We start from the raw sequence: 15,758 nt of genomic DNA, 5'->3' as shown, positions 1-15,758 counted from the left end.
CGCTCCTCTTGTCCTGCGCGGGCGACCGTTCCCCATGGTCAGACCCAGGGTGCAGATCCTAGTCCCTGCCTGTGGCATGAGAAGGGGTGACGAGGAAGGGGCTACGGGGACATACCGCCTGCTTGGCGGGAAGCGAGAGCCCTGCACCTCGTACACCAGGGCACACGAAACGACCGAAGGCTCTATAACGGTTAAATCCACCCCAAAGGTAAGAGGTTCACGAAGCGCGGCCCGCACTACGCCTACGGCGATGACCAAGGCCGGTCATGAACCGCCCGCAGCCCCAACACCGCTGCAGTCCCTCAGTCTTGGATGTGCCGGATGATGAGGCGCACGTCGGCGCCCCCCTCCGTCCGCCAGCTCACCTCATCCCCGACCTGTCGCCACATCAGCGCCTTCCCCAGGGCGGAGTCGGGGCTCAACCGCTCCGCATCGCCGCCCGGGAGCATCGCGATCTCGTAGGTCATGATGCCGGGCTCGTCCGGCCCCTCAACCCCGACGAGGCATCCAGGGACAACCATCGCCCCGCCTTTGAAAGAAGAGTCAGGGATCACTTGCTCAAGCAGAGCACGCAGGTGGCTGCGCCGCTCTTGCAGAGCTAGGCGCCGCCTGTCGTGATCGGCCAGCTGGGCCTGCCTGGAGGACGAGTCCACAGCCACGATCTCCGGGAGCGGCCGGTCCAGCAGGTCCTGCACGCGCTGGAGCTCGCGCTGCACCCGTCGATGGGCGGCAACGCTGAGCCGGTCGATCGGGAGTCGGAGGGAGTTCCCGGAACGGCTGGGCGCAGCAAATCCCGTGACGGCGACGGGTTCCACTGCGCGGGCCGGCTGCCGCGGCACGGACGGAAGATTCTTCCTCGGGACCCGGTCAGACGCCGGTTCTACACGCAGCAGTTCCGTCGTACAGCCGTCAGAAGCTCCGAACGAGCCGGGTGTGTGGTGTCGAGCCAGCCCCACCTGGCCGGCGTCTCCTCGTACCGGTACGTCGGCGCGGGCGATGGCGGCACGGATCATGGCCTGTACCTCGGGGTGGGCAACGCGCACGACGGCATCCCCGTCGCGCAGGATGTCCACGGCATCGGATCCCGGGAAGCCCGGCGCACCCGCTCCCGCGAGAAACCGTGCAGTCCCGGGAACGGTCGCCCGCATACTGAACGCGTGCTGAGCCGCATTGACCTCGTCGCGGTGCAACCGTGCCGCGGTCACGAATCGGGGCTGCGTCGCGTCTGTGCCGTGCGACGGCTCGGACGGGCTGTCGTATCGCCCGGCCGACGGGGCACCGGGGGTGGCAGGTGCTGCGTCACCGTTCGGGACCCTGCCGCCGTCGCCCGTCGGCCCGAGGCGGCTGACCTCGGAAGCCCGGTGTGCGGGTGAGTGCGCTGCCGGCTCGATGCCCAGACGGTCGAGTCCCGCCCACAGCGGTTCGAGTGCCCGCTCCGGGTCGAGGAAGAAGCGGCTGCCCCGGATGCGGACGAACGTCCACCCCACACGCTCCAGTTCACGCTGGCGTGCCGCGTCGGCGTCGGCGTTCTCCTCCGTGTGGAACGCGTCGCCGTCGCACTCCACGGCAAGGCGTCTGGTGCCGCCCTCGACGACGAGGTCGATCCGGTAGCGGCCTGCCGGATACTGCGGTCGCACCCGGTAGCCCCGGGCTCGCAGAGCCAGGTAGACACGCTGCTCGAAGAGACTGTCGAAGGCCTCGTGCGGGACATCCGGCCGGACCTCACCGAGTCCGAGGCCGTCCTGCTCCTCTGCCGGGCGGGAGAACCAGTCCAGATAGGCACGCCGCAGATCGGTCTCGCCGAGTTCGGTGAGGGTGAAGCTGTGGAACAGCCACACCTGGTCGCGGGCGCGGGACGCGGCCACGTTGAGGTGCTGCCGGTTCAGGGAGCTGGTGAAGTGGCCAGGGCGGCGCGGCCCGTCGGGGCCGGTCAGCGAGACGACCGTACTGATGAAGACGATGTCGCGCTCGTCGCCCTGGAACTCCTCGGCGTTTCCCACGCGCAGACGTCGACGCTGTCTCTCGTCCAGGGGGATCCTGTCGGCCAGCAGGTCCTCGATGAGGTACTTCTGCCCGGCTCCAAGCAGGGTGATCACGCCAATGGTGCGCCCCGCGTAGGCGGCGTCGGCGGTGCACCGGACGATCTCCTCCACCAGTTGCTCTGCCTCGGGCCGGTTGACCTGCTTCTGCCCGCTCCCCTCGACGTATCCATCAGGCACGTGCACCGGGCGCAGGGGCGGCAGCCGGTCGGCGCCGTACTGCCGCAGAGCCTGGAGTCGTCCGCCGTAGCAGAGCTCGTTGGAGAATCCGATGATCTCCGGCATGCATCGGAAGTGTTCCTGAAGCATCAGCCTGCCGCGGCCTCCGGCCAGACCGGACGCGATGTCGAAGAGGCTGGCGGTCGGTGTGAACAGGTTGCGACGGGCGGCGGGCAACGCGGCGAGGAGCCGTCGCTGGAGTGCGAACTGCTCGTCGTGGTCCATGCCCACCTGGGCGGGACTGACCTGCTGGTCGTCGCCGACGACGATCACTTTCGCGCCCAGCCAGGCGAGCAGCAGCGCTTCTGGACCGGACTGGCTGGCCTCGTCGACGATCACGACGTCGAAGCGCCCGGCCCGGTCCATCGGCACGGTCTCGGTCACCTGGTGCAGCGGCATGATCCAGGCGGGCACCGCTGCCTGGCTGGCCTGCAGACTCTGCCGGGCCTGTCTCCGGTAGGTGGCCGCGTACTTGCCGGTTCCCTTGCCCAGCTTGCGGACGTTCTGCTGGTACGAGGTGAGGGCCACGGCCTGGTCGTCCGTGAGCCGGGACAGACAGCTGAACCAGGACTTGTCGGCTGCAAGCCGTTCCAGGCCTATGCGGATCTCGGCGTCCGCCTCGGCGAGCAGTCGTAGCTGACGGGCTTCGGCCTCCGGGTCCGTCAGCTCCTTCATGCGGTCGTACCAGACCGACCACGCCCACGCAGCCTCGAAGTCTGCGAGCCGGGTGTCCCACTCGCCGTCCTCGGGCGTCGACTCGACTCTGTCGGCGAGGTCGGGGAGTTCGGCCGCGACCAGCCGGTAGGCGTCGTCACATGCCTTCTTGCGCTCACACGCCTCGCGCAGGTCGTCCAACTCGTTCACCGCGGCGCCGTAGGCCACCGGGTCTCGGGACTCGACCGCGACGCGAGCTCGTTCCAGGGCCGCCGAGGCTCCCCTGCGGTGCGCCGCGGCGCGCAGTACACGCAGCGCGTCGTCGATCAGAGTGCGGGCGGGATCGGCGTTCCTGCGCACCGCTCGGGCCTGTAGGAGGTTTCGTACGGCGGTGGCTCGCACCGGGTCGCCCCAGCCGACGCCGGCCAGCCCGGGAGCCGCTGCGGCAGCGCCGACCACGGCGTGACGCAGATCGGCGAGAGCGGTCAGAGTGGTGAGAGTGGCGATGTCCTGGCGCAGTCGGGTGATACGCCGGGCGGTGGCCTGCCAGGCGTCGGGGCCGTCGCCCCACTCCCGTTCGATGTCCTGGAGGTGCCGCTCCAGCGTGACTCGGTGCATGACGGCGGACGCGGCGGCCTCCGTGTCCACCGTGCGGCCGTCCACCCGTACAGTCTCGGGAAAGTCGCCGACAGCCTTGCGGAGCTTGGTCTTCATGCCCAGGGCTCCGCGCAGCTTCGCGCCGGAGGCGAGGCCATCCTTGAGGGTGCCGGCGAGGCCGAGAGCCGTCGGCACGTCATACGTCTCCAGTCCGCTGACCAGAGTGGCACCCAAGGCGCGCTCCGCCTCCTCGATCGTGGTGAGGGCCGTGGTGGTGCGCTGGTGGCGACTGCGCGCGCCGAGGTCCTGCCCGGCGAGGATTTCGTCACGCAGCTCGGAGGCCCACGCCGTCGGCATGGAGGTGGCCGCCTGGGCCGCGGCATCGAAGCGGTCCAGCGCGACGGCCAGTTGGTTCTGCTGTACCGCGGTGAGGGCGGATACGGCGTCGTCAAGACGGGACATGGAGCCGTCCTGCCGGAGCACGGCGAGGTCGGCCTCCGCTGTCCTGATCGTCTCGACCGCCTCGGCGAAGGCGAGCGCCACGGGGAGCTGCCCCGGCTCGGGCAGCGCGGCGCTGACCGGCGCTGCGAGAGCACGGTGTCGGTCAGTGAAGGCGAGCGCCGCACGACGCAGGCGCATGAGAACCTCGGCGTCCAGCATCGGGGCATCGGCGGGGACTGGCCCAATCCAGCTGAACCGCGGGTGCTCCTCAGCGAGCCGCTGGGCGATCTGGGCCAGGACTCCCTCGTAGTCGCCGGTCTCGGCCGGATGATGGTACGTCTCCTGCTCCCGCAGCGCGCGCAACGCCTTCAAGGCGCGAGCCTGCGCGGACCGGGCGGACCGGAGACGCTCTTCGTGCTCCTGGATGCGTCGCCGGTACACCCGCGGGGAGAAATCTCCCTGCCGGTCGAGGATGGCCTTGACGGAGTGCTCCAGTTCCTGCTGGCCTGCTCCGTCATCGGTGCGGCTTACGCACAGCTCGCGAATGCCGGCGGGGAGTTTGCCCTTCAGGACCTTCAGGGCGCGAGCCGTGTGGCTGGTGATCAGTACGCGATTGCCGTGTGCGAGAAGGTCGGTGACCAGGTTGGCGATGGTGTGTGTCTTGCCGGTGCCGGGCGGTCCCTGTACCACCACGAGTTCCCGGTCCCGCAGCCGCTCTGCGATGGTGCGCTGTTCGTCGTTGGAGGGCAGCGCGAAGTACAGCTCGGGCGGTGGTGCCGCGCCGTCACCGCTGCCCGGTTCTCCCAGCGGGCGGTCACCGCCCTCACCGGCGATCGCCCGCAGTAGACGGGTGGGTTCGGCACCCTGCTCTATGGACAGGGCGACGGCACGCAGCGCTTCCAGCATGCTGCGCCGGGTGCGCTCCCTGAGCAACAGCACCGGCGCGAAGCTGACGACCGGTACGTCGGGGTCCCCCGTTGCCCGGTGTCGATTCGGTGCGGGGTCGTAGCGGCCTGCCTCGTGGGCCGCGATCGCCCAGGTGGTGAGGGCCCGGTGCAGCTGGTCGGTCAGCTGCGGATCTGTGGTGTCGCCGGCGGCTTCCAGCTCCTGCCGTACGCGGGCACGCACTTCCGCCCGCGCCTTCTGCCCTGCGTCGAGCATCGACTCCTCCAGCACCGGGCTGCCGTGCTCGGGATCGGGTCCGACGGAGATGGCTCCGGTGTCGGGGTCAATGGCGATGACGGCCCGACAGGTGACGAGATGACGGCGGATCAGCTCGCCCTGTGTCGACCAGGTGAGGTAGCCGAATCCGATGACCAGCTCGAAACTCTCGCCGAGTTCGGAGGCATCCACCCAAAGGCGGTAGAGACGGTCGTAGGCGCGCACGACGGGCTTCATGACACGGTCACGACGTGCCCACCCTTCCCACTCACGGGACCAGGCTCGGTACTGGGCGTACACGGTGTCACGCTGAGGCGAATCGGCCAGGAACACGTTGATGCGCCGGCTGCGTGCGCTTCCCTCAGTGGAAATGTCGTCCGCCGGTATGTCCGTCTCGGCCCGCGGCTCGGGGGGCGTTTTCCTCGCCGAGTCATGGATCTCCCGGTCGTCCAACCAGTGGGCGAGCGGCAGCGGTGGATTCGGCGGCACGTGCCGTACTGGGCGGTCGGCCCGCAGCCACAACGGCGCGTCACCCGAGACAGTGTCGGTGAGGAAGGAGCCGAACTGCGCGGGCAGATCAGCGAACCACACCTGGTGCCTGGCGTCGTCGTGCGTACGCACCGGCCTGGTACGGCTCTCACCCACCTCCGCGAGGTATCGGAAGATGTGGCGGACAACATCGTCGGGCGTCACGGTGGATGCGGGCACGAGCCACCTCGCTGAACTGATGGAGCCAAAGCATGAAGAGAGTGTGGGCATTCTATGTGCGTGGCACGCCTGATGAGCTGCGATGTCCCCAATGATCCGGACATTGCCTTTGAGTGAATATGCCTGCACGACCGCCGCCCGGCCGGCCTCGACGTTGACGGCCTCGTCATCGATGACGAGGCAGTAGACGCACGTCCAAGCCGGCGCGTACGGCTCGGAGGCTCGCGCGCCAGGCCTGCGGATACCGCTTCGTGTGAGGGGACCGTTCTGACCCGCCAGTACGTCGCAGTGGAACAGCACTATCTCCCGAGCACAAACGACTGTTGCTCGGGAGACCCGGCTTGGAACATCCCGTAGCCCTCGCACATGGGCAACGAGCTCCTCGCTCGGCGTCCCCCAGTTACTCGGCCCAGAAGCCGGCTACGACAGCTTCCGCCCGGGGCGTGACCCCGAGTGGCGGCAACCTGCTCGCGGACGTCTCGTTTCGCCCGAGAGAGGCTCCCCCGTCCTCGACCCACCGGCCGTGTGGCCGGGCGCCGGGCATACCAACTCCGGTCCCGCGCGAGGCACAGGACGGCCACACAGTTCGGTAGAGCAGCAGCACCACTGTCCACCGTTCCGACCCAGCTCGGAGCTACGCCGCACCCCTCCGCTCTGCTTTGGGACCTTTGGGGGACACTCGGCGCCGCCTGAGGGGCTTCAGAGGGGCTTCCACTCCTGAAGCAGGAAGCCAACGAAAGCCGTGAACGTGCCCCTACCCAGGCCAGAGCCCCTTCCAGGAAAGAGCACAGCGGCAGACGAGTCGGGCTGTACGCCGGGTATTCCTGACGCACCTTTCTGACCTGCGGGTTTCCGGGATCGGACCGGCTGTGACCTACAAGGACGGGTTGCAGAGGCGATCGGAGGCAGTCAGAGGAAACCGCTCTGATTCGACCCCGATTCGACCCGGGGCGCTCAGAGCCAGTCAGAGGCAATCCCTCTGATCCTGGCTCTCTGAGCAGCCGGGTCCGATCAGAGGCAATCAGACGCAGTCACTCTGCCAGCCGACCGAGTCGGGCGGAAAGTCGGCCAGAGGCAATCGCGCTCTGTGCCGGCCCCTTCCGAACCGGTCGGGCCTCAGTCGCTCGGGTGTGAACTCAGAGGCCCTACCTCTGATTGAACCCCGATCGGCTGTGACCTGCCAGGGCATTCGAGCCGGAATTCGGCTCGGGCCGCTCACAGGCAGTCAGAGGCCCCCGATCACCGTGGTCGAGCTGCGATGGGGACGCCTGCCTCCGATGCGGAGCCAGGCACACGAAGCCTCCAGGACGGCAAACCTGGAGGTTTCGCCTGGCACCGATGGGAGGTCGGTTCCGGATGCCACCCGTGGTTTTAGCGGGCCTGGGCGGCGTCCACGTCCTTGCGAGACGACCCCACCGTGACAGACACCACCCACCAGCCACTCCCCCAACGACACATCCCTCTCGCACGCGGCCCAGTGGGCCTCTCCCAACTCCCTCCGGCTGCGGCCGATCTGATCCTGCTCGGCGACCTCACCGGCCGATACGCGGCGGGCAGCTACAGCAGGCTCGGCTCCGACCGCCGGAGCGTGGTCCTGCGCGCGGACCGCCAGGGCGCGGCCGAGCACGGGCACCGGATCACCGCGGCCGTCGCCTGCCACGTGGCGCGCGTCGGCGGCACCGTCGACCAGCTCGCGCAGCTCCTGCTGCACCCCGAGCACGAAGGCGGACGCCACGCCCGCAACATCGCGCTGCGATCCGGGCAGTCGCGCGCCCTGGACTACATCCGCCGGGTGTGGGCCAGCGACTCCGACGCGATCAGCAGCACCAGGGCGCTGGGCTCCAGGCACGAGGCGTACGAGGTCCTCGCCGCACTGCGCGACCGGATCGAAACGACACCGTGGCGCGGGGAACGAGGGCGGACCGCGCTGCGGGTGCTGCGGGCGCACCTGAACTTCGCCGAGATCGCGGGCGGCCCCCTGCACCACGCCAGTGAGCGGCAGACCGCGGAGGAAGCCGGGGTCTCCCGCACGACACTGCGGATCGTCTACGAGACGGTCCTCCGGCCGCGCGGCTGGCTTCGGCGCCTGCGGGTGGGCCATGGCCGGGAGGGCTCCACCTGGTACCTGGGCGACGGCACCATCCCCGGTCACCGTGGCCCAGCTCTGCTGTCTCGTTTCCAGTCCACTCAGTTCCCCCCGACCCGGCACTTGAGGAGTGGACCACTCCTGAGACCGCCACGACGGCCGACATCGACTCCACCGTCCTCGGACAACTCATGGGCCACGACGCCTTCGCCCACCACGCCCTCGGCAGCGCCGCCCTCCTGATCATCAGCGCTCTGCACCAGCACCCCCACCAGACCGCTGCCCAGCTCGTCGCTACGTCCTCGGTCTCCCGCGCCACCACCTACCGGACCCTGCAACGCCTCGCCGACCACGGCCTCGTCCAGCACACCGGGGAGACCTGGACCCTCGCGCCACGCGCACTGGAGGGCTTCGGTATCCGCCTCCCGGACACCGACAACGGCCACACGCCGGCACAGGGCTGGGACAAGGTCGCCGAGCAACACGGCACCTGGGGCATCGCGGCCCGGCGCAAGGCCCTGCACATGGCGGAACGGGCGGCCTACCAGGAGGCACTGGACCGGCTTACGGAGCACCGCCGCAGGGCCGTGGTAATCGTCCGCGACGGCCGCCAGGTCCTGGTCCCCATGCCGCGCCCCGACGAGATCCCTCCCCTGTGGCTCACCCCGGACGGGCGCGTCCTCGACCCGCTCACAGGACGTCCGGCCGCCGACTGGCGGGTCGCCACCGACGGCCGCCTGATCCTCATCACCCCATCGGACCAGCGCAGTTACGACGAGCTGGCCGCCGCCCACGCCGAAGCCCTCAGCGAATGGGAGTCCTTCGCATGAACCCAGAACCCCCGGTCACCCCTGACGCGAGCGAGGCGGTGACACCCCAAGCCCTGCGCCAGAAGTACGAGTCCGGTGCCACGGTCGACGAACTCGTCACCGCCAGCGGCCTGTCCTACGGCACCGTCCTCAACCGGCTGCACGACGCCGGGACCCTCATGCGCAGCTCCTGGCAGACCCGCCGGATGCGACAGAACCCACAAACCCGCCAGCGCCTCGCAGCCCACCTGCGCACCCTGTACGAGCAGCACGGCGCCACCCTCACCGAACTCGCCGCAACGGTGGGAGAGACGCGGCGCGGTGCCCGGCGCCTGCTGATCGAGGCCGGCGGCACCGTACGCACCACCCAGCAGACCCAGCGGATACGCGCCGCAGCCCGGGCCGCCGAACGGTACAAGGTCGCGCTGTCCCTGCGGGCCCGGTACGAGGCCGGCGCCACAGTGCCAGAACTCGCCAGGGAGCACAGCTACTCCGTCGCCACCGTCTACCGGCTCCTGCACCAAGCAGGCACCCGCATGCGGCCCCAGCACCACCACGGACCGGCCCAAGACCCGAGGAAACGGCCATGAGCGCCTCCGTCCTCGTGGGCGTTCCCCACGCTGCCTGGCAGATCAAGCAGGCGGCCGTGCGCCATCCCCGCCGCCGCAGGGCGGCACGGGCGCCCCCGTCATCGGCCCACTCGCCGACGCGCGCACAACACGACACCCCTTCCCATTTCAGGAGATCAAGCACACGTGAACGAGAACACCCGTCACAAGACCCTGGCCGCGGCCACTGAAAGCGCCTGGGACGCCTTCGTCATCGTCGTCGGCATGCTCAAGGGCGGCACCGGCAAGACCACCTCGGCCTGGTTCATCGCCCTCTACTACGCCGTCGTCCTCGGCCTGCCCACGTTGCTGCTGGACGCCGACGCGACCAGTCAGTCCGCCTACGACTGGTTCAAGGTCGCCCAGGCCGCCGGCTTCGAGATGCCCGCCAACCTGGTGGTCGAGCGGTACCCGTTCGACGACATCGCCGAGTACATCCGTGCCAAGCGCGCCGAGTTCGGCGCGATCGTGGTCGACGCCGGCGGCGGCAGCGCCCGCATCTTCCACGAGGCTGTCACCGAGGCGAACCTGCTGCTCGTCCCGGTCGCCCCCACCAAGATCGAGCGCCGCAAGCTCGTGGCCACCTTCGACGAGGCCGAGCGCGCCGCCGCCCGCAACGAACACGGCGTCACCGCCCATGTGGTGATGGTCAAGGCCGACGACCGCACCAGCCTTCCCGGCCGGGCAAAAGCCCAGCTGCTGGAGCCCACCGAGGGCGAAGGCATCGGCCCGGACCGCGACGAGGCGTTCCCGCTCGCCGAGACCACCATCCACTCCTGGGTGCACTACATGGAGGCCTTCGGCGAGATCCCGACCGAGCTGAGCGAGTACGCCGAGCTGATGAAGGAGCTGACCGCAGCATGACCGAACGTATGAAGCCCCCGGCCCGCCGCACTGGTCGCACCCTCGGCGGCGGGGCCAAGAAGACGCCCCCTCCGCCCCCTCCCCCGGCCGCCGAGCTCACCCACGAGCAGTACGCCGCCGAACAGGCCACGGCCCAGGACGAAGGCCATCTCTCTGCCAGCGAGCCGCAGGCTCAGCCCGTACCTTCCGCCGTTCCCGCCGAGGCATCGGCGCACAGCCGGACCGACGCGGTGCCCGCAGTGGCGCAGACCTCCGCCCAACCGACTGCCCAGGCGCCGAGCGGCTCCGTGCCGGAGCCGGCCGCAAGTCAGCCGGTTGGCCCGGACGTCGTCGCCCCCGAGGCGGGGCCCGGTGGGGAGCCGGTGGAGCAGCAGGTGACGCCTGTGGTCCCAGCTGCCCTACCTGGAGCATCTGCACCCCAGGCCACGCAACCGGCCGAACCTGTTGCGCAGCAGGGTCCGTCTCCCGTCACGTCCGCGGTTGCTGACATGGCCCCGGCCGGCGAGGTGGCAGTTCGTCCGGCAGCCTCTCCGGTCGCCGCAGGTACCGCGTTCCCGGTGAGGACCGATGGTCCGGGATCTCACCAGGAGCAGTACGTGCGCCCCGAGGCAGCACCCAGCGAGGGAACGCCGTGGGCTCACGGCCCCGGTCGCCCCAAGGACATCCCCGAGACGGCCGTGATCCTCAACCAGCGCATCATCACGCGCGAGAGCCTCGACTCGTCAGTCCCTGCGGCGCTGAAGCTCAAGAAGCGGATCAAGCGCTTCGCGCTGGACAACGAACTCGACCACCTGCCCATCGGCGACTTCGTCTCCGTCGCCCTGGACGAATGGCTCACCGCCCGCGGCTTCTGACGCCGCGTTCATTTCCCAGGGTGTCCGCGAACGCTCAGCTCGTTCGCGGACACCCGTCCCACCGACTATTCCACTAGTCGACTAGGCGGCTAGCTAGTCGACTAGTGGACCGGACTGGAGCAGCCCATGCCCGATCTCTCGCGCCACGCCCGTCAGCTGCGTGAACTTGCTGACGATCTCGATGCGCAATCCGACCCGACCGACAACCCGTTGGCGCCCCATCCGGACACACTGGAGGTCATCAGTGGCCGCCATACCAGTCGCGGGCAGATCAACTACGCCGTCCCCGACGCCCTCCAACTCCAGCGGCGCGGCCGGCGATACCACGCGGACCACGGTATCCAGCACGGCGACATCGTCGCCATAGCCCTCGACGCATTCCTTCGCGCCAAAGGCTATCCTCCCGACCTCACCCCGCCCAAGGCCGAACAACAGTGACCACACCCCCCGGCCCGCGATGCCCTGCGCTTTGGGCGAGGTCAGTGAAGTCCTCGATAGGTCCCAGCGCCCGTCCTCCGAGTCTCCTCCCGCATGCGTGCACGGGTCGTTGTCGGTGGTCCCTCCTATCCTGAGTGGACCTGGACCAGGCGTGAAGGACGGAGGATCACTCCATGGGGTGGGACAACAACGCGCGGCCTCGGCCTCCCAGATCCGGCTGGGCTACGGCGGGCGCTCCGGTGTCCTTCCCGGAGCGCTGATCGGATGCCGCAGCGCAGCGTCCAGCAGCGGGCCGGGTTCCGGGGCGAGGCATTCGTCGACAAGGCCGTCTCCGACGCCGGCCACGTGTGGAACGACACCAAACGTGACTTCGCCATCGACGGTCAGATCGAGTTCGTGGACGTCGACCGGGAAGTCACCGGGGTCGCCGTCCTGGCCCAGGTGAAGGGCACCGAAGTCGGGTTCCGGGGCGAGACCGAGACCGAATTCAAATTCACCTGCAAGGCCGACCACATCGCCTACTGGCTTCGGCTGGGCCGTCCGGTCGTGCTCATCTGCGTGGACCTGCGTATCCAGCAGGCGTGGTGGAAGCGCGTCGACACCTGGTTCGCCGACCCTGAACGCAAGGCACGGCGCGTCGTTCAGTTCGACAAGGCCGTAGACCGCTTCGACCTTGATGCCTTCAGCCGGCTGTCGGCCCTGGGCGTGCCCGCCGGAGAGCCGCTGCCACGGCTGGAAGGAAGCGAACAGCTCGTCTCGAACCTCCTCACGATTGAGGGCTTCGCCCCGCTCATCCACGAGGCGTCCACGCCGTGCCGTGACCGCGGTGATGCCTGGGAACGGATGCGCTCGAACGGCAACCAGTTCGAGAGCGGCTTCGTCCTGGCCGCCGGACGGATCTACTCACTGTGCCGACTGGACGAGGGCCCGCTCGCCGTGCTCTGCGACGGGCCGGTCACTTCCGTCCCCACACAGACCTGGGCGACCACCGAGGACCCCGACCTGCAACGGCGCTTCGTTTCCCTGTTGAACTTCACCCTGCGCTCCGCACACCATTCCGAGCTGGTCTGGCATCCCACGAAGAAGATCGTCTACATGCAGGCCCCGCCGGACCGGTCCAGCCGGAAGATCAAAGGCCGCTACCGCGGCAGCCGCGGGCGCGCCTTCTTCACCCCGTACTTCGGCAAGGACGACATAACCAAGATCAGCTTCTGCCGTCACTACGCTGCCAGCCTGTACTTCCGCCGCTGGGGCGAACAGTGGTACCTGGAGATCAACCCCACCTACCACTTCACCATCGACGGCCGGCGCGACTCCCTGTACGACGCCGATTACGTCCAGAAGATCAAGCGGCTGGAACGAAACAACGCCGTCTACCAGCTCGTACGCGCCTGGGCCGACTACCTGCAAGGCGACGACACCCTGTTCAGAAGCCGCGATGAGCGCATCCGATTCGGCCAGCTCCTGCAGCTCGACTGCGACGCCGCCATCGACGAAAGCGTCTGGATCCCGCAGGAACCAGCGCCGAAACCGAGCGTGAACGGGCTGGCCGAGGGACTGTGGGAGCTGCCGCAATGAAAGCACCAGTGCTGCACGAGCCGGAACTGGAGTTCCGTGCCGGAAACCGCCACATCGATCCCCGCTACGGCATCAGCGTGTACGGCCCCGCCGACGCCGACTCCCCTACCGGACCGCACCAGATCCCCATCGCCCTCGTCGGCCCCGCGCATGCGGTCGACGGCATCCGAAGCTGGCTGCAGCGCTGCCAGAACCACATCGAGGCCAAGGACACCAAACCCGGCCAGGAGAACCTCCACCAGCCGTTCCCCGGCTTCAGCACCGACTCCCCCTTCGGCGCCGAACTCGTCTTCGACGACGCCCTCGTCCGCGAGATCCCCGAACGCCAACTGCGCCGCCTGGCCCGCGCCGACACAGCCTCCGCTACCAAGGACGCAGTCGACCTCTACGCCGACGCCGCCCGGTCGCTGGCCGAGACCGGACGCTGCCGCGTCGTGATCTGCGCCCGCCCGGAAGAACTCCAGGACCGCGAAGAACGCCCGCCGTCGGAGGAGCCAACGGCCGAACGCGAAGAGGACCAGGACGAGCGAGAGACCGGAGGCGACTTCCACGACCTGCTCAAGGCCACCGCGCTCACGCTTCCGGCACCGCTACAGCTGATGCGCAAGGAGACCTGGACCGGGATCCCCAGCAGGACCAACGGGCAGACCGTCCGCCCTCTGCAGGACGAGGCCACCCGGGCCTGGAACCTACACACCGCCCTGTATTACAAGGCCGGCGGAACCCCCTGGCGCATGCAGCGCCACAGCTCCGACCTGGCCACCTGCTACGTCGGGGTCAGCTTCTACCGCAGTGCGAACGAAAACGAGCTGCACACCGCGGTCGCCCAGGTGTTCAACGAACGCGGCGACGGCGTCGTCGTCCGCGGCGGCACGGCGCAGATCTCCAAGACCGACCGCCAGCCCCGCCTGACGCTCGCCGACGCCCGGCAACTGCTGCTGGACGCGCTGACCGAGTACCGCACCACCCACGGCCACCAGCCCGCGCGCATCGTCGTACACAAGACCTCGAACTTCACCACCGGTGAGATCGACGGCTTCCACGAGGCCGCCGACATGCGCGACATCGACCATGTCGACCTGCTGTGGATCCAGCGGCGCGGCGCCCCGCACCTGTACCGCACCGGGCAACTCCCACCGCTGCGCGGCACCAGCGTCCAACTGGACCCGCGTTCCCTGCTCCTGTACACCCGCGGCTCAGTGCCGTACTTCCGGACCTACCCGGGCCTGTACGTCCCCCAACCACTGCTGATCCGGCCCGCAACACACGGCACAAACCTGCTGACCGCCAGCACCGACATCCTCGCCCTGACCAAGATGAACTGGAACAACGCCCAACTCGACGAACGCGACCCCCTCACCCTGCGCACCGCCTACCGCGTCGGCTCCATCCTCAAATACGTCCCCGCCGAGGCCCGCATCGCCACCCGCTACGCCTACTACATGTAGGCAGGTTGGAAGCCCCAACCAGGTCGGTCTTCGCTCTCATTGCGCCCTGCGGGATGGTGTGAATACGTACAGGTCGGGGATGCCGGGGCAGGGAGCGATGCCTGGGCCGCCGTCCCTGCCGTCCGTAGCGGACATGCCGCTGCGCTGCCGGGTGACGCAATGGGAACCGTCGAGCCCGAACAGTCAGATCGTAGGCGCCCTCAAGTCTCACGGAAGTGGGCCAGGAACACGTCCGGTCCGGAGTGCCCTCCCCCCTTCCTGGGCGGCGGGATGGGTACTAGCGTCGGTCGAGAACACCCCATCCCTTCCATCTCGCTTCCTTGGGGTCGTCATGATCCACACCCGTGAACTCCTCGACAGCATCTCTTCCGAGAGCTTCCTCGGCAACGAGGTCCTGGCCACGGCCGTCGACGTACTGGCCGAGTGCGAGACCGCTGTCACCGCGTGCGCCACGGGCATGCTCGCGGAGAAGGACGCGGACACGCTGCGGGCGGCAATCGACCGGGATCTGGACTGCGCCGACGTCGCCGCCGCGACCCGCCGGATCCTCACCCGGCACAGCGGCCACGATCCGGCGCTCCTCACCGCACAGGTCGAGGCCTGTCTCATCGCCTGCCAGCACAGCCACGACCTGTGCGGCGGACACACCCAGCACCACGACCACTGCCGTATCTGCGCCGAAGCCACCGCTCGCGCCACGGAAGCCTGCCGGAGTGTGCTCAAGGCTGTACGAGGCTGAAGTCCCGCGCGGTCACTCGCGCGCAGGATGTGGCGGCTTCAGGCGGAGACGTCGGCGAGGCAGGCGATGAGGGGGCGGACGGTTGTCCATGATCCGTCCGCCCAGCCCGGCGTGGGCTCGGTCGGGAGCACGGCCGAGGCTGCACGCAACCGTTGCGGCAGGCGACCGCCACGTCCAACGAGTCAAGCCGTAGTGCGAGCCCTTTCGCCCCGCGCGACAGCGAGGGGCGCCCTTTCCAGTGCGCTGGTGCTGGCGCGTCCTGCGCCTGCGGGTCTCTGCCTCGCAGCTGATGTGACGGCGCTCATACGGAATGCCTGGAACTCACTCAGGCCACTCACCGACTCCTGTTGTGGCCGTTCGCCAGGTCCGCGTCCTGACCGGGAGACGATCAGGCGCCCGAAAACCCTTGCCACCGTGGTGCTAGTACTCCAGCAGGATTTCGGTGTCTGACCTGGTCTTTCGCTGGGTGGCGGGAGTGTAGCGGGACTTCGGTCGTGCGGGGGCGGTCTCATGGA

10 protein-coding genes are annotated in these 15,758 nt (G+C 68.9%); 9 read left to right on the top strand and 1 reads right to left on the bottom strand.

Going from position 1 to position 15,758, the window contains the following annotated elements; translation table 11 throughout:
• Nucleotides 1-302: 302 nt before the first annotated feature.
• Nucleotides 303-5,819, bottom strand: coding sequence for an AAA domain-containing protein (locus tag ACFXOM_RS34825; RefSeq protein WP_385041438.1), 5,517 nt, complete (start codon nt 5,817-5,819; stop codon nt 303-305).
• 1,417 nt (nt 5,820-7,236) lie between these two features.
• Between ACFXOM_RS34825 and ACFXOM_RS34820 the strand changes: the two genes are divergently transcribed.
• The 9 genes from ACFXOM_RS34820 to ACFXOM_RS34780 all read left to right on the top strand — a co-directional run bounded on the left by ACFXOM_RS34820 (nt 7,237) and on the right by ACFXOM_RS34780 (nt 15,243).
• The gene (locus ACFXOM_RS34820) at nt 7,237-8,148 is read left to right on the top strand and encodes a hypothetical protein (RefSeq protein ID WP_385041435.1); all 912 of its coding nucleotides are present in this window, start codon (nt 7,237-7,239) and stop codon (nt 8,146-8,148) included.
• Nucleotides 8,097-8,735 carry a MarR family transcriptional regulator gene (locus ACFXOM_RS34815; protein WP_385041432.1) on the top strand — a complete coding sequence of 213 codons (639 nt, stop codon included), beginning with the start codon at nt 8,097-8,099 and terminating at the stop codon, nt 8,733-8,735. The genes ACFXOM_RS34820 and ACFXOM_RS34815 overlap by 52 nt, the downstream gene beginning before the upstream one ends.
• Entirely contained in the window at nt 8,732-9,304 is a 573-nt protein-coding gene (locus ACFXOM_RS34810) for a helix-turn-helix domain-containing protein (RefSeq protein WP_385041430.1), read from the top strand. Before ACFXOM_RS34815 ends, ACFXOM_RS34810 begins: the two co-directional genes overlap by 4 nt.
• 165 nt (nt 9,305-9,469) lie before the next feature.
• Nucleotides 9,470-10,186, top strand: a complete 717-nt coding sequence (locus tag ACFXOM_RS34805; protein WP_385041427.1) for a ParA family protein — start codon at nt 9,470-9,472, stop codon at nt 10,184-10,186.
• Complete coding sequence (locus ACFXOM_RS34800; protein ID WP_385041424.1) at nt 10,183-11,040, top strand: hypothetical protein; 858 nt, start codon at nt 10,183-10,185, stop codon at nt 11,038-11,040. The genes ACFXOM_RS34805 and ACFXOM_RS34800 overlap by 4 nt, the downstream gene beginning before the upstream one ends.
• A 126-nt stretch (nt 11,041-11,166) precedes the next feature.
• Complete coding sequence (locus tag ACFXOM_RS34795) at nt 11,167-11,478, top strand: hypothetical protein (protein ID WP_385041422.1); 312 nt, start codon at nt 11,167-11,169, stop codon at nt 11,476-11,478.
• Nucleotides 11,479-11,742: 264 nt separating this feature from the next.
• The gene (locus tag ACFXOM_RS34790) at nt 11,743-13,056 is read left to right on the top strand and encodes a DUF4365 domain-containing protein (RefSeq protein WP_385041419.1); all 1,314 of its coding nucleotides are present in this window, start codon (nt 11,743-11,745) and stop codon (nt 13,054-13,056) included.
• Nucleotides 13,053-14,504, top strand: a complete 1,452-nt coding sequence (locus ACFXOM_RS34785) for a hypothetical protein (protein ID WP_385041416.1) — start codon at nt 13,053-13,055, stop codon at nt 14,502-14,504. The genes ACFXOM_RS34790 and ACFXOM_RS34785 overlap by 4 nt, the downstream gene beginning before the upstream one ends.
• A gap of 331 nt (nt 14,505-14,835) precedes the next feature.
• Nucleotides 14,836-15,243 (top strand): hypothetical protein, encoded by a 408-nt coding sequence (locus ACFXOM_RS34780; protein ID WP_385041413.1) that lies wholly within the window; start codon nt 14,836-14,838, stop codon nt 15,241-15,243.
• Nucleotides 15,244-15,758 lie beyond the last annotated feature (515 nt).

Source organism: Streptomyces sp. NPDC059169 (genome assembly GCF_042755225.1).
Taxonomy (GTDB): Bacteria; Actinomycetota; Actinomycetes; order Streptomycetales; family Streptomycetaceae; genus Streptomyces.
Note: the sequence above shows the minus strand (reverse complement) of the source record. Positions and strands in the feature narration are given on the sequence as shown.